The organism is Mitsuaria sp. MSU3D (assembly GCF_056867975.1).
In genome coordinates, this window is record NZ_CP200314.1 from 5,984,478 (window position 1) to 6,006,291 (window position 21,814).

Sequence of the window (21,814 nt, forward strand, 5' to 3'; positions counted from 1 at the left end):
GCGCCGGCTCACTCGCTTTCCTGGACCACCCGCGCGTTCAGCGCCTGCACCGGCCGCGCATTCCGGCCGACCAACTGGCGGAACGCGGCGATCTGGCGCGACGACAACGTCACCGGTTCCTTCAGCACCATCCAGTGCACCCCCTCCGAACAGGGCGGCGTCGTGAGCGAGCCGGCGAAGTCGTAGTAACCCAGCGACTTCGGCAGCAGGGCGCCCAGGTCCAGCGACCACTCATCCACGGTGATCTTCTCGCCCACGCGCGGCAGGTGCTGGAACACCGAGTCCCACGCCGCATTCGAACGTCCCGCGCGGATCAGCACCGCCACCACGCCGAGTTCGCCCGCCGCGTTCCTGTGCACGAAGTGCGCCACCATCGGCAGGGACTTGCCCTGGATGTGCTCCTCGCTGGGCGTGTGGAAGTGGAACTGCAGCAGTTCGTAGCTCTGCCCGCCGACCTCCAGCGTGTTGCCGGCCGGCAGGTTCACCTGCACCGTGTGGCCGTTGTTCCAGATCGTCGGCGCGGCGTTGCCGTAATGGAAGGCGAGGGCGGGCAGCGCCGCCTTCACCGTCTTGACGATGTTGATCGGACTCTGCTCATGGCCCAAGGCGCAGGCGGCGAATGACGGATCGATTTCGCCCCAATGCGCGGCGCCCTTGTCGCCGGTGTATTCCCAGTGCGACGCCGCGGTGGCGGGCAAGGTGGACGACAGGAGACTGGCCGACAGGGCGGCGAGCAGGACGCGGGTGTGTAGGGACATGAGGACTCTCGGGGCAGGGCTGGAACGGCAGCACTCAGTGGAAAAGTTGCCAGCGTAGCGTTCGACCTGTGAGCAAAACGTTATGAAAGCGTTGAATGTGGCGACTTGCCTGCGAACGCCTGTTCATATCGCCGAACTTCTTGGAGGGGGCGGTTTCGCCCGCAGGGACCTTGGCGTTTTCCCGATCCCCCTTCGGACTGGCTTGCCTGGGAGCGACGGGGGACGTAGATTCCGGCGCGCTGGCGACAAGACCTGACCCTCGACGAGGGCATCGGGCGCCGCCTTCGATCAGGGAGAGATTCATGTTGTCGACGATGCGGCGGCGCCTGCCCGCCCTGGGAAACCTGTGCGCGCCAATCGTGGCGCTGATGGTCTCGGTGATGCTGTCCGGCTGCGGCGGCGCGGTCGAGAAAGCGATCGGGAACCTGCTGGACGAGACCAAAGTCCCGTATTCGCTCAGCCAGAACACGGCCGATTGCAAGCCCGCGGAGCCGGGCGCCTCGTGCCCGGACGTCAAGATCTATGCCTCCAAGCGGCATGACGGGATCAACACGGTCCGACCGCTCTGGAACGAGGTGCCGGACAACAACGCGACGCTCCGTGTCGTGGACCATGTGTACCGCGACGTGCTGCCCAGCGGCGACGTGCAGCTCAGCGTCGGTTTCGTGACGCAGCTGCAGCCGGGCGTCTACACCGGCACGATCGAGATCAACGTCGTGCTCTTCGAGATCCTCACCAACTACGTGCCGAACAAGGTGCGTTACCGGCTGGAGATCGGCACCGGCGGCGCCCCCACGCTGACGACGCTGCCGGCGGCGATCCCGGGCCAGTCGGATTGGGCCGGCTACGGCGGGACGTCATCCCGCACGGGCTACGCGCCGCTGACGCTCGATCCGGCGAAGTTCAGCGCGCGCTGGGCACGGTGGTTGTACGGCGGGACGATCCCGGGCGAGGCGCTGGGCCTGGGACAGGGTCGCATTGCGGTGCCCACGCTGCGGGCCGACAGCGCGGCCACGACGAACGCGTCCGTGATCGGCCTGCAGGACGGCAAGGACCTGTGGTCGGCGACGCTGCCGATGGCGCCGACGCAGGCGATGGTCGCGGGCGACCGGCTGTTCTGGAGCACGCGGCGCAGCCGGGTGATGATGACGTCGACCACCAGCGGCGACCTCCTGGGCGATCACACCAGCCAGGCCTACGCCACGATCGATCCGGGCTGGACCGTGTCGGGCGATCGCCTGCTGCTGCCGGTCGATCCCGAGGTCAACCACGTGACCGCGTTCAACACGGCGGACCTGAGCCAGGTCTGGCGCACGGTGCTCTCCGACCGGGTGGCCAACGTCAACTACATCGGATGGGGACCGACGGTCGACGCGACGGCGGGCCTCGTGTACATCAATGCGGGCGGCATGTACCGCGTGCTCCGGCTGAGCGACGGCGGCATCCTCGCCGAGCAGCCCGTCCCCACGCGCGAAGACCAGAAGTTCACCCAGTTCGCCACCTTCCAGGCGCCGGTGCTGCCTGACGACGGCGTGAGCGCCGTGCTGCTGAGCCATCGCGAGATGGCACCGGGCGAGGTCGTCGACAACCATCTGACCGTGGTGGACCGCGCCACCGGCGCGCAGCGCTGGGATGTCGCCGGCCAGTTCATGGATCACCCGGTGACGGCACACGGCATCGTCTATGCGTCCAACCAGCAGACGAAGTCGGTGGAGGCCCGCCAGCTGAGCGACGGCGCCCTGCTGTGGTCCTGGCCGATGGAAGCGACGGACGGCTACTGGCAGCGCCAGATGGTGCTGACCGACAGCCATCTGTTCGTGTCCACCGACAAGCAGACGCTGGCGCTGGACCTCGCGACGCGTCAGGTGGCCTGGCGCACGCCGAACGGGGGCTGGCTCGGCCTGACCCGCGAGGGGGTGCTGGTGGTGCTGGCGCAGTCCGCCAGCGCGCAGCCGCTGACGACCTTGAAGACCTTCAACCTGCGCTGAGCGCCTTGTAGACCCGGGCCCGCCGGGCCGGGTCATTCACGCGATTCAGTCCTCATCGATGCTCAGCCCGGACTGCCAGACCGGCAGCGCCGCGTCGAACATCGATGGCGCGCTTCCCAGCGCCTTCGCATCACGGGCCAGCTTGAGCCACGCGAGCGTGTCGTGGTGGCTGCCCGGCAGCAGGTCGCGGCTGCGTTCCTGCATCAGCCAGGCGTGCAACGCGGCGTACTGGTCGGGGTGACGCTGCGCGGTCCAGCCCAGTGCGACGAGGTCGCCGTAGCCTTCCTCGCGGCGCACGGATTTCATCGACAGGTAGGCGCGCTGCAGGTCCGGACTCAGGCCGTCGGGCACCGGCGTGGCCGAGAAACCCACCGGCAGGTTGAACCACGCGCCATCCAGGTAGCGGCGGCAATGGCCGAGTTCATGCGCCGCCATCAGTTCGAGGGCGCTGTCCTCCAGGCCCGCCGGCAGGCGCTGCGTCGTCGCTTCGCCCTCGGGGTTGCCGCGCAGGCTGAGCACCAGCTTGCAGCGGCCATCCTTGAAGCCCAGTGCGAGCGGCGCCGCCTCCGGCGCGTCCTGCGGCTGCACGACGATGTCGACCGGCATGCCCGAGGTCTTCGCGTGTTGCAGGACCGGCGACATGCCCGCGATCCAGCGCTGTTCCAGCGGCGTCAGGCCGGCGGCGTGCGCAGTCGTCGAGAAGACGGGGAGGGCGGCGGCGAGCGCGGCAAGCGCGGCGAAAAACTTCTTCATCACGGCTCGGGTCCTGCAGGCAAGAAAGCAGAACACCGATGGTGAAGGGACGTGCGGGGCTTGTGGGCGCCCGGTCCCGTGCGCGAGCGGGGGCCGCGTGAAAGGCTGCCGATTGAACGCGGCGAGTTGTAAACCAGGCGGAAGGGGCGCGTTACGGATGCCGGAGGCCAGGCGCCGGACGCTCAGCCCAGCGCCGTGTCCAGCACCATCATCAGCGCGAAGCCAAGCATCAGCCCCTGCGTCGCCCAGCGCTCGTGGCCTTTGCGGTGCGACTCGGGAATGATCTCGTGGCTGATGACGAAGAGCATCGCGCCCGCCGCGAAGCCCAGTCCCCATGGCAGCAACAGCGGCCAGGCGGACACGATCCAGGCACCCAGCACCGCGCCGACCGGTTCGACCAGCCCCGACGCCGCGCCCAGCAGCAGCGCCTTGCGCCGCGAGTAACCCACCGTCATCAGCGCCACCGCGATGACGAAGCCCTCCGGCAGGTCCTGGATCGCGATGGCCAGGCTCAGGCTGGCGGCCGCGACCGGATCGTTGGCCGCGAAGGCCACGCCGATCGCGAGGCCCTCCGGCAGGTTGTGCAGCGTGACCGCGATCACGAACAGCGTCGTGCGCCGCAGCCGCGTCGGGTCCATGCCCTCGCGGCCCTTGATGAAGTGCTCGTGCGGCAGCCAGCGGTCCAGCGCCATCAGCGCCCACGCACCCAGCAGCACCGCCAGCGCGACCTGCGTGGCGGCGCCGGTCGGCGTCGAATGCGCGCGCGCGGCCTCGAGGCCGGGAATGATCAGGGAGAACGAACAGGCCGCCAGCATCACGCCGGCGCCGAATCCCATCAGGGCGTCCTGCCCGCGCGCGGACAGGCTGCGCGTGCCCAGCGCGGGCAGCGTGCCGAAGGCCGTTGCCGCGGCGGCCAGCAGGCCCGCCTGCAGCGCCATCGTGATCACCGAGCCGTGGCCGATGCCGCCGCCCGGTCTGATCCAGGTCCAGCCCTGCTGCAGCAGCAGGACCGCCCCGATCAGCAGGATCGCGAAGCCGAAGCCCTGGCGCAGCCGATGCCGGCGCGCCAGCGCGCGGTCGTCGCGGGGGATCGCGTCAGAGTCCGCCATCGGTCAGCTTTGCGGGATCCAGCATCTGCTGGAGCGTGGCGCGGTCGAAGTCGGTCATCTCCTCGGCGACGTCGAGGATGGGCCGCTTCTCCGCATACGCGCGCTTGGCGATCGCGGCGGCCTTCAGGTAGCCGATCTCGCGGTTCAGCGCGGTGACCAGGATCGGGTTGCGCGCCAGCGCGTGCTGCAGCCCGTCGGTGTTGACCTTGAAGTCGCGGATCGCCTGTTCCGCCAGCGCCTTGGTGGCCGCCGAAAGCAGCGCCAGGCTGTCCAGCAGGTTGGTCGCGATCAGCGGCAGCATCACGTTGAGCTGGAAGTTGCCCGACTGACCCGCGATCGTGATCGCCGCGTCATGGCCGATGACCTGCGCGCAGACCATCGTCACCGCTTCCGGGATCACCGGATTGACCTTGCCCGGCATGATCGACGAGCCCGGCTGCAGCGCGTGCAGCTCGATCTCCGCCAGGCCGGCGAGCGGGCCGGAGTTCATCCAGCGCAGGTCGTTGGCGATCTTCATGAGCGAGACCGCCAGGCCCTTCAGCGCGCCCGACAGCGCCACCGCCGTGTCCTGCGCCGACAGCGCGGCGAAGAAGTCCGGCGCCGGGCGGAAGCTCAGGCCGGTCAGCGTGGACAGCTCCTCGGCAAAGCGCTGCGCGAAGTCCGGATGCGCGTTGATGCCCGTGCCCACCGCGGTGCCGCCCTGCGCGAGCTCGCACACCGACGGCAGCAGCGCGCGCAGCTGCGCGCGGCGCGCCTCGATCTGCGCGCACCAGCCGCCGAGCTCCTGGCCCAGGCGCAGCGGCATCGCGTCCATCAGGTGGGTGCGGCCGGTCTTCACGTGATGGCCGACGCTCTGGATCTTCTCCTGCAGCGTCTGCACCAGCAGGTCCAGCGCCGGCAGCAGCTCGCCCTGGAGCGCCTGCGCGGCGCTGATGTGCAGCACCGTCGGGATCGAGTCGTTGCTGCTCTGGCCCGCGTTGACGTGGTCGTTCGGATTGACCGTCACCGGATTCGCCGCGCCGCTGCCGATCAGGCGCGTGGCCACGGTGGCGATCACTTCGTTGGCATTCATGTTCGAGCTGGTGCCCGACCCGGTCTGGAAGATCTCCACCGGGAAGTGGCTCATCAGCGCCGGATCCTGCAGCAGCTGCGTCGCGGCGCGATCGATCGCCTGGCCGATGTCGGCCGGCACCTGCTCGAGCGCGATGTTGGCGCGCGCCGCGGCCGCCTTCTGCAGCACCAGCGCGCGCACGAAGCGCTCGGGCATGGGCTGGCGGCTGATGGCGAAGTTCTCGATCGCGCGCTGCGTCTGCGCGCCGTACAGCGCGTCGACGGGCACGGCGACTTCGCCCATGGAATCGCGTTCGATGCGGGTGGCCTTGCTCATGGGAATTTTTCTTTCCTGGTCATTCCTGAAGGGGGCTGCGGCTCAGGCGCCAATGGAAGCGCTGCAGGCGCGCGACGAGGGCGGCGTCGCCCTGGGCGTCGGCCAACCGGTGCAACGCCGCGAGCGGACGGTTGAGCTGATCCAGGCAGGCACATCGCCAATGCCAGGGTAGCAGCGAGTTGTGAGCGGCGCCGTACAGCAGCCGGAGGGCCTGTTCGTGAGCGGGGATCGGCGCGAGGACGCCAGCGTCGACCAGTTGCTCCAGCGCCAGCTGGTGCTGCCGCAGCAGGGCCGGCTCGTCGGGGGCGAGGCCGCAGGTGATCTTCAGCGCCATCCAGCGCAGGCACTCCACGCCCGGATGATCGGCGGCGGCGCATCCCCCGTCGACCGCCATCGGGGCGGCCCGCGACTCCCCCGCGGGAGGGAGGCCGGGGCCGGAAGCGGGCAGGGAAGCGCCTTCGGGTGCGGGCATGCGGGAGGGAAGCAAGGGCATGGCGACTCCTGACGATCAAGGCGTGAACCGGTCGGGCCGGCGGACACGGGCTGGCAGGAACGCTTGCTGTGGCGGGAACGGGAAGCGAAGTCCGGCAAGGCCGGCTCCCGACGCAAAAAGAAAAGAGAGGTCGAGCCGCGAAACGATGCCGATCGCATCGCGGCGCAACCTCTCTGCAAGTTGCATTGGTCGCGCGGGGTCGGAACCCGCAGGAGTCTTCTCGTTTGAGGATGATCCTAGATGAGAATTGATCTCATCTGCAAGCCTTCGCCTGCAAGCGCTTGCAAGGCCTGGGGGCTTTGGGCGAAGCCGTGTCAGATCAGGCGAAGGTCCTTGGGGCGGACACCTGGGAAGACACGGGCCAGGGCCTCGCTGGACAGCCCGAACTGGCGTTGCCACAGCCCGCCCAGCACGGCGCGGTAGTCGTTGAGCACGGGGTAGTCGCGGTTCTGGAACAGCGAGGTCGCCGTCAGCGCGATCTGGTCGCCGGCCACCGGACCACCGGTCGCGAGGCCGCCGCCCAGCAGCCAATACACGCTGCCGTGACCGTGGTCGGTGCCGCGGTTGCCGTTCTCGCGGAAGGTGCGGCCGAATTCGCTGATCACCATGACCGTGGTCTGCCGCCAGAGATCCGGTCCCAGTTCATCCGCGATGGCCGCGAGGCCGCGGCCGAGCTCCTCGAAACGATTGGCCAGTTGCCCGGTCGCGCCGCCCTGGTTGACGTGCGTGTCCCAGCCGCCGACATCGATGAAACCCAGGCTGAAGCGTCCGCGCATCAGCGTCGCGATGCGGCGCGCCTCCAGCTCGAAGCCCTTGGCGGGAATCGCATTGCGACCGGCGGCATCGGTCATCGTCTTCATCCGGTCCGGCGACAGGTCGCGCGCGAGTTCCTCGCGCAGCGCGAGCCCTTCCTCCACGGACGCGCCCAGGCTCTGGCCCTGGTACATGCTGGCGATCAGCGCGCGGTTCTTCGCGTCGACGGCGGGACGCGCGGTCTCACGGAGGCCGGCGTTGGCGATGCGCACCGGGCCGCGGAACGCGATCGGCAACTGGTCCGTGAACGACAGCGCCTGCTGCGCGTCGAGCTCCGCCGCCAGGCGGTTCAGGAAGCCCGAGTTGTAGTCGCGCGAACCGCCCACCGGCTGGCCCAGCTCGATGCTGTCCTGCGTCTCGAAATGGCTGCGCGACAGATCCTCCGTGCCGGCGAACGGGAGGAAGCGCGCCTGGCCCGCCTGCACCAGCGGGAACAGGCTCGCGCGCAGGGCAGGGTGCAGCCCCCAGTCGGCGTCGAGCGGCAGCGCGGAGGCAGCGTCGGTCGGCGAGGGTCTGGCGATGGCGATGCGCGGTCTTTGCTCGTAGTAGAAGCTGCTGCTCGTGGGGATCAGCAGGTGGGTGGCGTCGTAGCCGCCGCGCAGGAAGACGAGCAGGAAGCGGGGCCGTCCGACACCGCCCGAAGCCGGTGACGCCGGTGCCCCTCTCCGCTCAATCGCCTCCTCACGCTCGGCATTCGCTCCGAGGGGCACCGGCGTCACCGGCTTCTCCAGACCCTGGCCTGCGGTGCTGGTGGCGCCCGTGGCGAAGAGGCGGGCGTGCGAGATCGTCAGGGATCCGGCCGCAAGCGTTCGGAGCAGGTGTCGTCGGTCCATGGTCAGCGATACATGAAGTCGGGACTGGAGAGCAACAGCGTCAGCCATTGCTGCGGGGAGGTGGTCTGCGCCAGCGCGGTGCGCGTCGCCGGCGCGAGCGTCGGCTCGATGCGCGCGCGCAGCGGCTGCAGGTCGGGCAGCGGCACCGGCGTGTTCGTACCCTCGGGTCGATACAGCGCGGCCGCACCGCCGCCGATCTGGCGCGCGACTTCGAACCGCAGCGTCATCTGCCCCGGGCTGTTCCAGGCATCCGCCGTCAGCGGATAACCGTCCGGCGTCTGCTTGTCGTAGAGGCCCTGGCCCAATCGCCGCAGCCAGTTCTGCAGCGGCTGCGCGTTCTGCAGCTCACGCTGCTCGAAGCCGGCGCGCAGGCTCGAGAGCAAATACACGTGCGGGTCCTTGAAACGCGGTGCGTCCGCCGAGGCGAACTGCGGCGCGTAGAGCATCGGGCGCAGTGTGGCGGGCAGGTTGCCCTTCGTTCTCAGGAAGGCCGCGGACATCGCGTCGACCACCTCGCGCGGCGGCTGCTCGCCGAGGAAGAACACCGACAGCTTGCCGCAGACGAAACGCGCCGTCGCCGGCTGTGCCACCAGCAGGTCGAGGACTTCGTCGAGTTCATCGGCGCCGCGGCCCTTGATGGTGCGGCCCAGCAGCTGCTTGTCGCCGAAGTCGTGCCGGCCCGGGTGGAATTCGAAGAGTCCGTTGCGTTGGTAGAGCGCTTCGAAACGTGGAGCGACCTTGGCCGGCTCGGGATCGACCCGCACGCCGAAACCGGTCAGCACGCGCGCCAGCTCCTGCACGTCGCGCTGCGTGTAGCCGCCGTCGACGCCCAGGGTGTGGAGCTCCAGCAGCTCGCGCGCGTAGTTTTCGTTGATCGCGCGCACGGCGTTCTGGTCGTTGTCCAGGTAGCGCAGCATTGCCGGATGCCGCGCGACCGCGCCCAGCATCGTCCGGAATGATCCCAGCGCGTGCGGTCGCAGCGCACGGTCCTGGTAATCGGCGAGCAGCAGCCGGATGTCGCGCTTGCCCTGGTGCACGTTGAAGTGGTTGAACCAGAACCACGACAGCTGTTCGAGCAGTTGCTGTTCCGCGTAGAGCTCGCGCAGCAGCTGGCGTTCGCCGGTCTCGCGCGCGGCCAGGCCTTGCGCGTCCTGGTAGGCCTTGCGCGCGGCGACGCGTTCCTCTTCCGTCGCGACCTTGTTGTCGCCGTTGCGCCGGAAGGATTCGGCCGCCCACACGCGCGACGGCAGATCGCCCTGGCTGATGCCCATCGCGTCGATGCGGGCCTGGACAGCCCCGGGCATCGGCGCCTTCGGATCAGCCTTGAGCTGGCGTTCGACATAACGACCCCAGCCGAGACGTTCGATCTCGCCCAGCTGCGATTGCGTCGCGCCCCAGCCGACGCGGTTGGCCGCGCGCAGGCGCTGCGACGCGTCCATCGGCATGTCGGGCGTGGAGGGCAGGCCGCCGCACGCGGCGAGCGCGGCGGAGGCCGTTGCGCCCAGCAGCAGCGAGCGACGACGGAGCGCGGAGTTCGAGCGTGACATGCGGCAAGCATGCCGCCGCCGTGTCGGCCGTGTCCAGTGGCCTTTGCGCTACTTCACAGTTGTAGCTTGTCCGTCCTCAGAGTTCGGCCACGCCCTTCACACGTTCGGGGGTCTTCGTCAGCGGTACGACGGCAATGGGCGCCTCCACCGCGCGACCATGGAAGCGGTCGAGCAGATCCTTCCATTGCGCGCGCACGGTGACGACGTTCGCCAGCTTCACGTGGCCGTAGCCGCGGATGCCTTCGGGCAGGCGCGCGAGCTTGATGGCGACGTCGAGCTTCGCGGCGGTCAGGTGCGCGAGCAGGTCGTCGACGAGCGCTTCGTAGTCGCGCACCAGCTGGCGCTCGATGCGGCGCTCCTCGGTCTTGCCGAAGAGATCGAGCATGCCGCCGCGCAGGCCCTTGAACTTCGCCAGCGTCTTCAGCGCCTTGAAGGTCCATGAGCCGAGCTCGATCTTCTTCGCGCGGCCGTCGGCGCCCGGCTTGGACAGCAGCGGCGGTGCCATGTGGAAGCTGAGGTGGTCCCAGTCCTCGAACTGCGCCTTCAGCGCGGCCTCGAACTTGCCGTCGGTGTACAGGCGCGCGACCTCGTACTCGTCCTTGATGGCGAGCAGCTTGGCGTAGTAGCGCGCGACGGCCTTGGTCAGGCGCAGGCCCTTGCCGGCGTCGCCGAGCGCGGACTCGGCGGCGCGCACGCGCTGCACCAGCGCCTCGTAGCGCGACGCGTAGGCGGCGTCCTGGTAGTCGGTCAGGAAGGCCTTGCGGCGCGAGACCAGACCCGGCTGGCCGTCCTTGTCGTCGAGCTGGTCGAAGTTGAACCACTGCACGGCGGAGCCGCTCTGCTCGCCGGCCAGGCGGCGCAGCGCCTCCGGCGCGGCGATCGCGAGGCGGCCCAGCGCGAAGGCGGTCTTGTTGTTCTCGACCGCGACGCCGTTGAGCTCGATCGCGCGCATCAGCGCCTCGAAGGACACCGGCACCAGGCCACGCTGCCAGCAGGCGCCCAGCATGATGATGTTGCTGGGCATCGTGTCGCCCATCAGGCGCTTGGCGATGTCCTGCGCGTCGATGCTGGCGAGCAGGTCCTGGCCCTCGCCGACGGCGTGGCGCATCTTGGCGATCAGCGCGTCCGCCTGCAGGCTCGCGTCCGGGTTGCGGACGAAGGCGGCGGTCGGCAGTTCATGCGTGTTGGCCAGGATCACCGTGCGGCCGGCCTTGATCGTGGCCAGCGCGTCGGCGCTTGCGCCGACGACCATGTCGCAGGCCAGCAGCACGTCGGCCTGCTGCGTGTCGATGCGGACCTGGTTGAGCAGGTCCTGCGTCGGCGCGACGCGCACGAAGGACAGCACCGCGCCGCCCTTCTGCGCGAAGCCCATGAAGTCCAGCACCGAGCTCTGCTTGCCTTCCAGGTGCGCGGCCATCGTGACCAGCGCGCCCACCGTCACGACGCCGGTGCCGCCGACGCCGGTGACCAGCATGTCGAAGGGGCCTGTCCACGCCCAGGGCGCGGGCGGCTGGATCGCGGCGATCTCGCGTGCCAGGTCCGCTGGCCCGAAGGCCGCGCCGGCGCGCTTCTTCAGCTTGGCACCGTGCACCGACACGAAGCTCGGGCAGAAGCCGTTCACGCAGCTGAAGTCCTTGTTGCAGCTGCTCTGTTCGATCACGCGCTTGCGGCCGAAGTCGGTCTCGACCGGCACGACCGACAGGCAGTTGCTCGCCTGCCCGCAATCCCCGCAGCCCTCGCAGACGGACTCGTTGATGAAGATGCGCTTGTCCGGGTCGGGGAACTCGCCCTTCTTGCGGCGGCGGCGCTTCTCGGCGGCGCAGGTCTGGTCGTAGATCAGCACGGTGACGCCGGCGATCTCGCGCAACTCGCGCTGCACGGCGTCGAGCTCGGACCGGTCATGGAAGGTCGTGCCCGCGGGGAAGAGGCCGTGGTGGCCCTCGTACTTGTCGATGTCGTCGGAGACCACGACCAGGCGCTTGACGCCCTCGGCCTCGACCTGGCGCGCGATCTGCGGGACCGAGGTCTGGCCGTCGACCGGCTGGCCGCCGGTCATCGCGACCGCGTCGTTGTAGAGGATCTTGTAGGTGATGTTGGCCTTGGCCGCGATGGCCTGCCGGATCGCCAGGTAGCCCGAGTGGTAGTAGGTGCCGTCGCCCAGGTTCTGGAAGACATGCTTCTCGGTCGTGAAGCGCGAATGCGCGGCCCAGTCGACGCCCTCGGCGCCCATCTGGATCAGGCCCGAGGTGCCGCGCTCCATCCAGCTCGCCATGAAGTGGCAGCCGATGCCGGCCAGCGCGCGCGACCCTTCCGGCAGCTTGGTCGACGTGTTGTGCGGGCAGCCCGAGCAGAAGTAGGGCTGGCGGCGCACCGCGTCGGCGCTGTTGGACAGCAGGCAGGGCGTCAGGAAGTCGACGACCAGATGGCGCCGGTCCAACGCCGGGTTCAGTCGCGCGAGCCAGTCGGCCACCGTCGGCATGATGCGCGACGGCCGCAGCTCGCCGAGCGCGCTCAGCACGGCGGCCCCGTGTTCATCGGACTTGCCGACCACGCGCGGACGCTGCGCGTCGGGCAGGTGGTACAGCAGTTCCTTGATCTGGCGCTCGACGACGGGCGCCTTCTCCTCGATGACCAGCATGTCGGTCAGGCCCTGCGCGAACTCGCGGATGCGCGTCGGCTCCAGCGGGTACACGAGGCCGATCTTGTAGACCCGCACACCGGCGGCGGCCAGCGCGTTGGGGTCGAGGTCCAGGCGGCGCAGCACTTCCATGAAGTCGTAATGCGCCTTGCCGACGGTGACGATGCCCAGCGAGGCGCGTGGGCTGACGACGATGTGCTTGTCGATCGAGTTGACCTTGGCGAAGGCCAGCACCGCATCGATCTTGTGCGCGAGGCGCGATTCCAGCTCCAGTGACGGCAGGTCGACGGAACGGATGTGCAGGTTCGTCGGCGGCGTGTGGTCGACGGGCAGCTCGAAGTCCATCGGCACCGCGTCGAGGTCGACCGTCATCCCCGACTCGACGACTTCCGAGATCGCCTTGAAGCCGACCCAGGCGCCGGAGAAGCGCGACAGCGCCCAGCCGTAGAGGCCGAACTCGAGGTACTCGGCGACGTTGCCCGGATGCACCAGCGGCATCGACCAGGCCTGCAGCGCGAGGTCGCTCTGATGCGGCGTCGACGAGGACACGCAGCCGTGGTCGTCGCCGCAGACGACGAGCACGCCGCCCTGCTGCGCGGTGCCGTAGACGTTGCCGTGCTTGAGCGCGTCGCCGGAGCGGTCCACGCCGGGCCCCTTCCCGTACCACATCGCGAAGACGCCATCGACGGTGCGCTTCGGATCGAGCGCCACGCGCTGCACGCCCAGGCAGGCGGTGGCGGCGAGGTCCTCGTTGATCGCGGGCAGGAAGTTGACGGCGGCCTTGTCGAGGAACTTCTTCGCCTTCCACAGCTGCTGGTCGACCATGCCCAGCGGGCTGCCGCGGTAGCCGCTGACAAAGCCGGCGGTCTTCAGGCCCTGGCGTTCGTCCTGGGCCTTCTGCATCAGCAGCAGGCGCACGAGCGCCTGCGTGCCGGTCAGGAACACCGGCCCGGCGCTGGCGGCCAGGTTGTCGGACAGCTGGTAGGGGCGCAGGGCCGGCGCGGCGGCAAGACTGGCTTCGGTCATGGCTTGTCTCCCCAATGGGGCGAGCCGGCCGGGCGGGGCGCCGGTCGGCTCGGATGGTCAGAAGAATGAATGGAGGGATTCTTTCCCAGACAATGCGCACTTTCTTGCTCCGTTTACTAGAGCGGTGGCACGGATCGACCAGATCATTCTCAGAAAGTGCCGATATGGAGAACGAACGTTTCGATCGAGCGACGCGCTTGATCCTCGAGGCGCTGCAGGCCGACGCGCGCCAGAGCACACAGCAGCTGGCGGAGAAGGTCGGCCTCTCGGCGACGCCGGTGTGGCGCCGCGTCAAGGAGCTCGAGGAGCGGGGCGTGATCCGGCGCCACGTGGCGCTCGTGGACCGGGAGCAACTGGGCCTGTCGATCTGCGTCCTGGCGAATGTCAGCCTGGTGCGGCACACGGAAGGCGCGGTGGATGCGTTCGAGGCGATGGTGGCGGGCAGCCCGGAGATCGTCGAATGCCAGGCGATCACCGGCGAGGCGGACTACGTGATCAAGATCGTCGCGCCGGACATGAAGGCCTACGACCAGTTCCTGCAGAGCAAGGTCTTCCGCGTTCCGGGCGTCGCGAGCGTGCGCAGCAACGTGGTGCTGCGCGAGGTGAAGTACGAGACCGCCTACCCGGTCCCGTGAGCGTCGCCGCCGATCACCATCGACCGTTCAACGTGCAGTCAAAGACTGGCAGTGGGGCCGGAATGACGCTGGGGGTTCCCGGAGGGATGCCCCCTGCGTCGTGGAGTGCCCGCGCCTGGCGTCTCGCAGGAGGGCGACCACCGCAGTGCGCGTTCTCCTCAATGGGCATCGCGTTTTCGACGTGAGATCCTGACGCCATGTTCTCCGTCTACGGCACCTCCGGAAAGATCCTCACCGGCGGCCTGGAGCAGGTTCGCGACCTGGCTCCGGTGCAGGCGGTGGCGCGCACGCGCGCGGTGGCGCCGATTGCTCGCCAGGGCGACCTGACGCCGTCGACGGTGGTGCTGGCCGGCGTCGGGCAGGGCGGCGGCGGTGTCGGCGGTACGCCGGGCTTCGGCCCCTCGGCCTACATGGCGCACGAGGCGTTGGCCGCCTACGCCGGCGACACCACGCGGGTGCCGTTGACGCAGGTGCATCAGCTGATGAGCCGCAAGTTGATCAGCGTGATGTCGGGCTCGTCGCTGCGTCAGGCGATGCGGGCGATGTCGCGCGCTGGCGTCGCGCAGGCGCCGGTGCTCGGGGACCAGGGGGAGGTGCGCGGCCTGGTGTCGCGCGGCGATCTGACGCGCGGTCTGGCGGAGGATCTCGAGGAGATGGCCGAGATCATGGTCATCGCGCGGCGGTTGGCCGCGCCGGTGGACGACGTGATGTGGACGCCGGTGCCGGTCGCCCAATCCGACACGCCCTTGCGCGAGGCGGCGCAATTGATGCTCGACCTGGGCCTGCCCGGCCTGCCGGTGGGCGACGACAACGGCCACCTGATCGGCTTCCTCTCGCGCAGCGACCTGCTGCGCGGCATGACGCACGAGCCGCCGCTGGACCTCTGGTCCTGACGACTGTGCCCCCTGGGGGTCAGTACTTGCGCATCCCGCGCTCGGCCTCTTCCTGCTCGATCGCCTGCAGCGTGCGCCAGTCGGTGCAGACGAAGACGCCGTCCTCGACGATGCGGTCCGGCAGCGAGCCGTCGCCGCGGGCGACCTTCCCGTCCTTGCAGATCATGGTGCCGCGCGCCTGACCCTGCTCCTGCAGCGCCTTGCCGACGACCATCGAATCCCGGGTGTACAGCGTCAGCATCAGCAACGCGAACAGCACGCCCAGCATCAGCGCCACGCCGACGACGATGTCGCTGACGTCGCGCAAGGCGGACGGCGGCGCCGGCTGCGCGGCCTGCGCACGAGGCGCCGCAGCGAAGCTGCGTCCGTCGTCGCGCGAGGCGCTCGAGGGCGAACGCGACGTGGACGTCGAACCAGACCGCGCGTTGGTGCGATTCAAGCCGGGCGAAGGACGGGTGGTGGCCATGTTCATGAAACGGATCGCTTTGCCAAAGACAGACACCAGCAAGGGCGGACCGAAGACGGACGGGATGAAGGCTACAGGCGACGGCGTGGGTCAACCGCTTAAATGCGGGGCTCCCCACCAAAAATGCACGGGCGCCCGCGACCCTTTCCGTTGGTTACAGCAGTTGCAGAACTAAGATTTCCGCACTTGAAAAGAGCGCCGTCCGAGCGCTTCTGAAGCGCCGCAAACAGCGCTGTGCGCACATCGCGCAAACCCACCCGCCGACCCTGCGACCACCTTCGCGAGCTCGATCACCATGTCCCAATCCGCTACCCCTCTCACGGCCGCCGCGCACCAGGCGCTGCAGAAGTTGTCGCACGAGTTGCCGGATGCCTGCGAGCGCCTGGACTACGTCAAGCGCATGACCGACCAGGCGGCCAACAAGGTGCTGGGGATCGTCGAGTCGGCGCAGGAGGACGCGCAGGCGGTGGCGCGACAGGGTCACGAGTTGTCGGAGTCGCTGCAGCGTTTGGCCGCCGCGCCGGACCTGAGCGTCGAACGTGCCCGCGCGATGATGCGGCTGTGCGCGGCCTATGCGGCCGGCGCCGCCGGGTTCGCGGACCGCGTGAAGGGCCTGCAGACCGAGATCATGATGGCCCAGGACTTCCAGGATCTGTCCGGCCAAGTGATCAACAAGGTGCTGAACATGCTGCGCCCCGCCGAGGAGCCGCTGCAACAGCTGCTTGCCGCGCAGGAACAGGCGGCCCCGCAGGCGGCCGTGGAAGAGCAGCTCGCCGGCGTGCAGACGCCCGACAAGGCGCTGCAGCAGGACGACGTCGACGCGCTGCTGGCGGAGATGGGCTTCTGAGGGCTTCTGAAGCCGTCCCCGGCCCTTCGACGATCTCCGCGATCCTCGCTCAGGACCAGAGCATAGGATCCACCTCGTAATACCGGCGCAGCTCCGCATACAGCGCCGGATGCGCCTGGGCCAGCGCCCACGGCTGCCCGAAGAAGCGCTCGCTCGCGACGGCGAAGAACTCCGCCGGTTCGGTGGCCGCGTAGTCGCCCAGCGGATCGGGCTCGCCCGCGGCGAGCCGCGCCCGCAGCAGGTCGAAGCTCTGCTGCATGACCACTGCCCAGCGCGCCTGCCGCGCCCGGTTCCCCAGCCACGGCGCGCCGTTGGCCAGGCCCTTGACCTGATCGAGCTGGTGCGCGAATTCGTGCACCGCGACGTTGTGGCCGCGCTCCGGTTGCGCGGCGTCCCGCAGCACGTCGTCCCAGGACAGCACGACCTGACCCTCGCCCCAGGATTCGCCGCTCAGCACCTGGCGGTCCTGCATCTGCAGCGGGCCTTGATGCCGCACCCGGTCGACGATGAATGCGCCGGGATAGACCAGCACCGTATGCAGCTTCGGGTAGTAGCCGCGGCTGCGGCCGAGCAGCGGCAGCGTGGCCAGCGCGGCGATGGTCACGCGGACCTCGTCGGTGATGACCTGGCCGGCGCAGCCGATGAAGGACTTCTCCGCGAGGAAGACCTGCATCTGGCGCTTGAGCTTCAGTTGCAGGTCGGCCGGCAGCCGCGCGACCTGCGGCACGTTGCGGCGCAGGATGGCGCGCCACACGGCGGGGAAGGCCTTCGCGCGCAGCGCGGCGCGGCGGCGCGCCTGCCGCCAGGAATGGCTCATCAGCCAGAAGCAGATCAGCGCCGCGATCAGCGCGAGCAACAGCAGGGTCATGGCGGTGAGCGCATCGGCGCTTCGCTGCAAGACTTCCAAGATGCGCGCGCATCGAACGCTTTTCAAGTGCGGGTCAGGTCTTGCGGCCAGGTGATCGTGTCGGAAACCGCTGACCGAACAGGACTGCGGCATCGGCGCGACGAAGTCCGGCGCCCCGGGCGATTGACGGTCGGCACGAGGGCGGAGAGGCCCGTTCCGGTCACGCGCGGCCCGGACAATTTCGGCCTGGACGACCGCGGACTTGAGCGCTGATTGAAGCGCCACCCCCGGACGGTCGCCTTGATACGAACCGATGAGCATGAGGGAGGGCGGCAACCGGCTGGAAGGCGCGGTGGCCGTCGAGGTGATTTGAAGTTTTCGGAAGTGCAGGCGATGTCGCTCAGGACGTCGCCGTTCGACGTCAGTCCGCTGCAGCAGTACCGCGCGAAAGTCCAGCAGGAGATGCTGGACGGCCCGCCGCCGTCCGTGGTGCTGCGCCTGTCCCCGTTCATCGGGACGGAAGGGCCGCTCAAGGAGATGTACGCGCAGAACAGCGCCGACGTCACCTACGGTCGGCATCCGCTCGGCCAGGAGGCGCCGCCGGTCAGCCGTGTCGAGACGCCGCCGTACTCCCACGGCACCTACACGGCCGCCAACTTCCCCGACTTGCGGGTGCAGGTCGAGCTCGGACCGATGCTCGTCAGCCACGTCGACCGCGCCGGCGGAACGCCGCGCGTGCTGGACGTCACCGCCTGACCCGCTTTAGCATCGCCTGAAGCCGTGTGCGATTGGCGCGCGGATCGAGCAACGTGGGGGAGGACAAGATGGGTCAACCAGGTCGGCAGGATCAGCGCGTGCGCTGGATGCGACGAGTCATCGCGGCGCCGGTCGCGGCGGGACTGGTGCTGGGCGGTGCGCCGGCACGTGCCGCTGAACAGACGATCGAGCTGAACTCGCGGGGCGGCTATCAAAGCCACCGGCTGCCGGACGGCGCGACCGATGTGGAGCTCCTGCAGCAGACCGCCGGTGGTTGCCGGTTCGGCCGGACCTGGGGCTTCGACCTGACCAGCAAGGAAATGTGGGTCGACGGCGGCTGCGGTGGCCGGTTCAAGGTCACGGTGGCGGCGGGCGGCACGGGCGACAGCGGCAGCACGGGCAGCTCGGACAATTCGAGCAATGTCGGCGCGGCCGTGGCCGCCGCGGCGGTGATCGCCGGCATCGCGCTGCTGGCCAGCAAGGACAAGGACAAGGACCGCGACGACGACTGGCACGGCGATTCCGGATGGAACAGCCGCCAGATCCGCGGCAAGGGCGGGCTCTGTCTCGACATCGAGGGCGGCGCGCGTCCCGGCCACAACCTCATCGTCTACGACTGCAACGGCGGCGGGAACCAGCGCTTCGAGTGGAACCGCAACGGCGAACTGCGCGTGTCGGGCCTGTGCCTGGACGTCGCCAACGGCAACACCTCGGACGGCGCCCGGGTCATGGCCTACGAGTGCAACGGCGGCGCCAACCAGCGCTGGCGCACGCGCGGCAGCGAGATCCGCAGCGCGGACTCCGGCAAGTGCCTCGACATCGAGAACGGCCGCGCCCGCCCGGGCACGGCCGTCATCATGTACCGCTGCAACGGCGGCGAGAACCAGCGCTGGTCGTGGTGATCAGCGTGCGACGGTCTCCGTGCGCGCGGCACGGACCGCCGCGCTGAGCACGTCCAGCACTTCGGTCGAGTCGTCCCACGCCAGGCAGGCGTCGGTGATGCTCTTGCCGTACTCCAGCTTGGACGGATCGTCCTTGCCGGGGCTGAACTTCTGCGCGCCGCCTTTCAGGTGGCTCTCGACCATCACGCCGAAGATGCTGGTGCCGCCGGCGCGGATCTGCGCGGCGATGTCGCGCGCGACGTCCAGCTGCCGCTCATGGTTCTTGCTGCTGTTGGCATGCGAGCAGTCGACCATCAGCCGCGTGTCGAGCTTCGAGGTCGCCAGGTCCGCGCAGGCCGCCGCGACGCTCTGGGCGTCGTAGTTCGGCGCCTTGCCGCCGCGCAGGATCACGTGGCAATCGCGATTGCCCTTGGTCTCGACGATCGCGACCTGGCCGTTCTTGTGGACCGACAGGAAGTGGTGCGGCCGCGCCGCCGCCTGGATCGCATCGGTGGCGATCTTGATGTTGCCGTCGGTGCCGTTCTTGAAGCCGATCGGCGCCGACAGTCCCGAAGCCAGCTCGCGGTGCACCTGGCTCTCGGTGGTGCGCGCGCCGATCGCGCCCCAGCTGATCAGGTCGCCGATGTACTGCGGCGAGATCACGTCCAGGAACTCCGAACCCGCCGGCATGCCCAGCCGGTTGATCTCCAGCAGCAGCTGGCGCGCGATGCGCAGGCCCTCGTCGATGCGGTAGCTCTCGTCGAGGTAGGGATCGTTGATCAGGCCCTTCCAGCCCACCGTCGTGCGCGGCTTCTCGAAGTAGACGCGCATCACGATTTCCAGCGTGTCGGCGTGCTGCTCGCGCAGCGTCACCAGGCGCTTGGCGTAGTCGAGCGCCGCGGCCGGGTCGTGGATCGAGCACGGTCCGATGATCACGAGCAGGCGGTCGTCCCGGCGCTGCATGATGTCGCGGATGCGCTGGCGCGTGCCGACGACGAGCTGCTCCATGGCCGTGCCACGGATCGGGAAGAAGCGGATGAGGTGTTCAGGAGGCGGCAAGGGCGTGATGTCCAGGATGCGTTCGTCGTCGGTCTGGGAGGTCTTGTCCTGCGGCGAATACCAGCGCTCCGCCTGGGTGGCGCTGGGATAAGGACTGGTCGACTTGGCATTCATGGGAATCACGCTTTCTCGTGGTGGACGGGCTGCTGCTGGGTAGTCACTTCGCCCGGCCGAAAAAAAACCGCCGGGCTGTGGGCCCGGCGGTTTCTTGAGGATTCTTTGGCGCTCTGCTTATGCGTTCGCCTCTCCTCCGCCGGGGCGGTGCGAGAACCAAAAATAAGCAAAGTAAAACTTGGGTGCGGAACGCATGGGGCCAATAGTGCCTGTGCTCAATGCGGCGCGTCAAGCGCCGCGGGGTGACAGCCGCCCGTGTCGCACGACGACATCGGGCAAGCCACCCTTCGTGAATTCCTGGGTCAACGGGGTCAGCGGGGTCAGGCCGTGCCGCCGACGGTCAGGCCGTCGATGCGCAGCGTCGGCTGGCCGACGCCCACCGGCACGCTCTGGCCTTCCTTGCCGCAGACGCCGACGCCGGTGTCCAGCTGCATGTCGTTGCCGATCATGCTCACGCGCGTCAGCGCGTCCGGGCCGTTGCCGATGATGGTCGCGCCCTTGACCGGGTACTGGATCTTGCCGTTCTCGACCCAGAAGGCCTCGCTGGCGGAGAACACGAACTTGCCCGAGGTGATGTCCACCTGGCCGCCGCCGAAGTTGGTCGCGTACAGGCCCTTGTCGATGCTGGCGATGATCTCCTTCGGATCCTTGTCGCCACCCAGCATGTAGGTGTTGGTCATGCGCGGCATCGGCATGTGGGCGTAGCTCTCGCGGCGGCCGTTGCCGGTCGGGGCGACCTTCATCAGGCGGGCGTTCATCGCGTCCTGGATGTAGCCCTTGAGGATGCCGTCCTCGATCAGCACGTTGCGCTGCGAGGCGCAGCCCTCGTCGTCGACGTTGAGCGAGCCGCGGCGGTCGGGGATGGTGCCGTCGTCCAGCACCGTCACGCCCTTGGCGGCGACGCGTTCGCCGATGCGGCCGGAGAAGGTGGACGAGCCCTTGCGGTTGAAGTCGCCTTCCAGGCCGTGGCCGACGGCCTCGTGCAGCAGCACGCCGGGCCAGCCCGGGCCGAGGACGACGGTCATCTCGCCGGCCGGGGCCGGACGCGATTCGAGGTTGGTCAGCGCCGCGCTCACCGCCTGCTCGACGTAGGACGCGATCATCTCGTCGGTGAAGTAGGCCAGGCCGAAACGCCCGCCGCCGCCGCCGGAACCCACCTCGCGGCGGCCATTGCTCTCGGCGATGACGGTGACGGACAGGCGCACAAGCGGCCGCACGTCGGCGGCCAGCGTGCCGTCGGCGCGGGCGATCAGGACGACCTCGTGTTCGGCGGCGAGGCCGGCCATCACCTGCGCGATGCGCGGGTCCTTGGCGCGGGCCAGGCGCTCGGTGCGCTCCAGCAGGGCGACCTTCTGCGCGCTGTCCAGGCTGGCGATCGGGTCGGCGTCGCCATAGAGCGCGCGGCTGCCGGAGACGATCGGCTCGCTCGGCACCTTGACGCGGCGGCTCTGGCCGGCCGAGGCGATCGCGCGCACGGTGCGCGCGGCGTCGAGCAGCGCGGCCTCGGAGATGTCGTCGGAGTACGCGAACGCCGTCTTCTCGCCGGCGACGGCGCGCACGCCCACGCCCTGGTCGATCGAGAAGCTGCCGCTCTTGACGATGCCTTCCTCCAGGCTCCAGCCCTCCGCGCGGGTGGTCTGGAAGTAGAGGTCGGCGTCGTCGACGCGGTGCTCCGTGATCAGGCGCAGGGCCTGCGAGAGCGACGCATCGGTCAGGCCGAAGGGTTCGAGCAGCTGGGCACGGGCGGTGACCAGGCGGGCGAGGGTGGGTTCGCGCGAAATCATCGGCTGATTGTAGGCATCGCCCGTGACGCCCGCCCGGGGGCGGGCGCAGCCGACCCTCCCGGAGGGATGGTGACCGCCGGTAGCAATCGCTTCACCGATCTTTACGGTGACCCGGTCACCGTTTCCGACAGGACCCTCGTTGTCTCCGCAGCGGCAACGAAAACCGCAGCCAACCTCCCAAGGAGAA

The 21,814-nt window shown here is 69.2% G+C and carries 18 protein-coding genes; 6 read left to right on the top strand and 12 right to left on the bottom strand.

Annotated features, from left to right (window positions below; genetic code table 11):
* Window positions 1-8 precede the first annotated feature (8 nt).
* The gene (locus AC1VNM_RS26350; RefSeq protein WP_483108877.1) at window positions 9-758 is read right to left on the bottom strand and encodes a carbonic anhydrase; all 750 of its coding nucleotides are present in this window, start codon (window positions 756-758) and stop codon (window positions 9-11) included.
* A gap of 302 nt (window positions 759-1,060) precedes the next feature.
* Here AC1VNM_RS26350 and AC1VNM_RS26355 point away from each other — a divergent pair, with 302 nt between their 5' ends.
* Window positions 1,061-2,746 carry a PQQ-binding-like beta-propeller repeat protein gene (locus tag AC1VNM_RS26355; protein ID WP_483108878.1) on the top strand — a complete coding sequence of 562 codons (1,686 nt, stop codon included), beginning with the start codon at window positions 1,061-1,063 and terminating at the stop codon, window positions 2,744-2,746.
* 45 nt (window positions 2,747-2,791) lie between these two features.
* Here the strand turns inward: AC1VNM_RS26355 and AC1VNM_RS26360 are convergent, their stop codons facing one another.
* The 7 genes from AC1VNM_RS26360 to AC1VNM_RS26390 form a co-directional block, all read right to left on the bottom strand.
* The gene (locus tag AC1VNM_RS26360; protein ID WP_483108879.1) at window positions 2,792-3,499 is read right to left on the bottom strand and encodes a hypothetical protein; all 708 of its coding nucleotides are present in this window, start codon (window positions 3,497-3,499) and stop codon (window positions 2,792-2,794) included.
* A gap of 182 nt (window positions 3,500-3,681) precedes the next feature.
* Window positions 3,682-4,608 carry a ZIP family metal transporter gene (locus tag AC1VNM_RS26365; protein ID WP_483108880.1) on the bottom strand — a complete coding sequence of 309 codons (927 nt, stop codon included), beginning with the start codon at window positions 4,606-4,608 and terminating at the stop codon, window positions 3,682-3,684.
* Window positions 4,595-5,995: a class II fumarate hydratase gene (locus AC1VNM_RS26370; protein WP_377157624.1), complete on the bottom strand. Its 1,401-nt coding sequence runs from the start codon at window positions 5,993-5,995 to the stop codon at window positions 4,595-4,597. The genes AC1VNM_RS26365 and AC1VNM_RS26370 overlap by 14 nt, the downstream gene beginning before the upstream one ends.
* A 19-nt stretch (window positions 5,996-6,014) precedes the next feature.
* The gene (locus tag AC1VNM_RS26375; protein WP_483108881.1) at window positions 6,015-6,488 is read right to left on the bottom strand and encodes a hypothetical protein; all 474 of its coding nucleotides are present in this window, start codon (window positions 6,486-6,488) and stop codon (window positions 6,015-6,017) included.
* A 314-nt stretch (window positions 6,489-6,802) separates the two neighbouring features.
* Complete coding sequence (locus tag AC1VNM_RS26380) at window positions 6,803-8,134, bottom strand: DUF1501 domain-containing protein (RefSeq protein ID WP_483108882.1); 1,332 nt, start codon at window positions 8,132-8,134, stop codon at window positions 6,803-6,805.
* Window positions 8,135-8,136: 2 nt separating this feature from the next.
* Window positions 8,137-9,681 carry a DUF1800 domain-containing protein gene (locus AC1VNM_RS26385; protein ID WP_483108883.1) on the bottom strand — a complete coding sequence of 515 codons (1,545 nt, stop codon included), beginning with the start codon at window positions 9,679-9,681 and terminating at the stop codon, window positions 8,137-8,139.
* Window positions 9,682-9,757: 76 nt separating this feature from the next.
* On the bottom strand, window positions 9,758-13,345 hold the full coding sequence (locus tag AC1VNM_RS26390) for an indolepyruvate ferredoxin oxidoreductase family protein (RefSeq protein ID WP_483108884.1): 3,588 nt from the start codon (window positions 13,343-13,345) through the stop codon (window positions 9,758-9,760).
* 164 nt (window positions 13,346-13,509) lie between these two features.
* On the opposite strand from AC1VNM_RS26390, the gene AC1VNM_RS26395 reads away from it, so the two are divergent.
* Complete coding sequence (locus AC1VNM_RS26395) at window positions 13,510-13,980, top strand: Lrp/AsnC family transcriptional regulator (RefSeq protein ID WP_377157615.1); 471 nt, start codon at window positions 13,510-13,512, stop codon at window positions 13,978-13,980.
* 197 nt (window positions 13,981-14,177) lie between these two features.
* On the top strand, window positions 14,178-14,873 hold the full coding sequence (locus tag AC1VNM_RS26400; protein ID WP_377157613.1) for a CBS domain-containing protein: 696 nt from the start codon (window positions 14,178-14,180) through the stop codon (window positions 14,871-14,873).
* Window positions 14,874-14,892: 19 nt separating this feature from the next.
* Here AC1VNM_RS26400 and AC1VNM_RS26405 read toward each other — a convergent pair whose 3' ends face one another.
* Entirely contained in the window at window positions 14,893-15,345 is a 453-nt protein-coding gene (locus AC1VNM_RS26405) for a hypothetical protein (RefSeq protein ID WP_377157612.1), read from the bottom strand.
* 289 nt (window positions 15,346-15,634) lie between these two features.
* Between AC1VNM_RS26405 and AC1VNM_RS26410 the strand changes: the two genes are divergently transcribed.
* On the top strand, window positions 15,635-16,186 hold the full coding sequence (locus AC1VNM_RS26410; RefSeq protein ID WP_377157611.1) for a protein phosphatase CheZ: 552 nt from the start codon (window positions 15,635-15,637) through the stop codon (window positions 16,184-16,186).
* A 49-nt stretch (window positions 16,187-16,235) separates the two neighbouring features.
* On the opposite strand, the gene AC1VNM_RS26415 is transcribed toward AC1VNM_RS26410, so the two are convergent.
* Window positions 16,236-17,054, bottom strand: a complete 819-nt coding sequence (locus tag AC1VNM_RS26415; RefSeq protein ID WP_483108885.1) for a M90 family metallopeptidase — start codon at window positions 17,052-17,054, stop codon at window positions 16,236-16,238.
* A 348-nt stretch (window positions 17,055-17,402) separates the two neighbouring features.
* Here AC1VNM_RS26415 and AC1VNM_RS26420 point away from each other — a divergent pair, with 348 nt between their 5' ends.
* Both AC1VNM_RS26420 and AC1VNM_RS26425 read left to right on the top strand, forming a co-directional pair.
* Window positions 17,403-17,789: a hypothetical protein gene (locus AC1VNM_RS26420; protein WP_483108886.1), complete on the top strand. Its 387-nt coding sequence runs from the start codon at window positions 17,403-17,405 to the stop codon at window positions 17,787-17,789.
* A 68-nt stretch (window positions 17,790-17,857) separates the two neighbouring features.
* Window positions 17,858-18,691: a lectin gene (locus AC1VNM_RS26425; protein WP_483108887.1), complete on the top strand. Its 834-nt coding sequence runs from the start codon at window positions 17,858-17,860 to the stop codon at window positions 18,689-18,691.
* On the opposite strand, the gene AC1VNM_RS26430 is transcribed toward AC1VNM_RS26425, so the two are convergent.
* On the bottom strand, window positions 18,692-19,843 hold the full coding sequence (locus AC1VNM_RS26430; RefSeq protein ID WP_483108888.1) for a 3-deoxy-7-phosphoheptulonate synthase: 1,152 nt from the start codon (window positions 19,841-19,843) through the stop codon (window positions 18,692-18,694). It abuts the gene before it with no gap.
* A gap of 320 nt (window positions 19,844-20,163) precedes the next feature.
* Window positions 20,164-21,627, bottom strand: coding sequence for a metalloprotease TldD (gene tldD, locus AC1VNM_RS26435; RefSeq protein WP_431101720.1), 1,464 nt, complete (start codon window positions 21,625-21,627; stop codon window positions 20,164-20,166).
* Window positions 21,628-21,814 lie beyond the last annotated feature (187 nt).

Coding starts and splice junctions, on each gene's coding strand:
- AC1VNM_RS26350 (WP_483108877.1), bottom strand. CDS start 758: ATGTCCCTACACACCCGCGTCCTGCTCGCCGCCCTGTCGGCCAGTCTC.
- AC1VNM_RS26355 (WP_483108878.1), top strand. CDS start 1,061: ATGTTGTCGACGATGCGGCGGCGCCTGCCCGCCCTGGGAAACCTGTGC.
- AC1VNM_RS26360 (WP_483108879.1), bottom strand. CDS start 3,499: ATGAAGAAGTTTTTCGCCGCGCTTGCCGCGCTCGCCGCCGCCCTCCCC.
- AC1VNM_RS26365 (WP_483108880.1), bottom strand. CDS start 4,608: ATGGCGGACTCTGACGCGATCCCCCGCGACGACCGCGCGCTGGCGCGC.
- AC1VNM_RS26370 (WP_377157624.1), bottom strand. CDS start 5,995: ATGAGCAAGGCCACCCGCATCGAACGCGATTCCATGGGCGAAGTCGCC.
- AC1VNM_RS26375 (WP_483108881.1), bottom strand. CDS start 6,488: ATGCCCTTGCTTCCCTCCCGCATGCCCGCACCCGAAGGCGCTTCCCTG.
- AC1VNM_RS26380 (WP_483108882.1), bottom strand. CDS start 8,134: ATGGACCGACGACACCTGCTCCGAACGCTTGCGGCCGGATCCCTGACG.
- AC1VNM_RS26385 (WP_483108883.1), bottom strand. CDS start 9,681: ATGTCACGCTCGAACTCCGCGCTCCGTCGTCGCTCGCTGCTGCTGGGC.
- AC1VNM_RS26390 (WP_483108884.1), bottom strand. CDS start 13,345: ATGACCGAAGCCAGTCTTGCCGCCGCGCCGGCCCTGCGCCCCTACCAG.
- AC1VNM_RS26395 (WP_377157615.1), top strand. CDS start 13,510: ATGGAGAACGAACGTTTCGATCGAGCGACGCGCTTGATCCTCGAGGCG.
- AC1VNM_RS26400 (WP_377157613.1), top strand. CDS start 14,178: ATGTTCTCCGTCTACGGCACCTCCGGAAAGATCCTCACCGGCGGCCTG.
- AC1VNM_RS26405 (WP_377157612.1), bottom strand. CDS start 15,345: ATGAACATGGCCACCACCCGTCCTTCGCCCGGCTTGAATCGCACCAAC.
- AC1VNM_RS26410 (WP_377157611.1), top strand. CDS start 15,635: ATGTCCCAATCCGCTACCCCTCTCACGGCCGCCGCGCACCAGGCGCTG.
- AC1VNM_RS26415 (WP_483108885.1), bottom strand. CDS start 17,054: ATGACCCTGCTGTTGCTCGCGCTGATCGCGGCGCTGATCTGCTTCTGG.
- AC1VNM_RS26425 (WP_483108887.1), top strand. CDS start 17,858: ATGGGTCAACCAGGTCGGCAGGATCAGCGCGTGCGCTGGATGCGACGA.
- AC1VNM_RS26430 (WP_483108888.1), bottom strand. CDS start 19,843: ATGAATGCCAAGTCGACCAGTCCTTATCCCAGCGCCACCCAGGCGGAG.
- tldD (WP_431101720.1), bottom strand. CDS start 21,627: ATGATTTCGCGCGAACCCACCCTCGCCCGCCTGGTCACCGCCCGTGCC.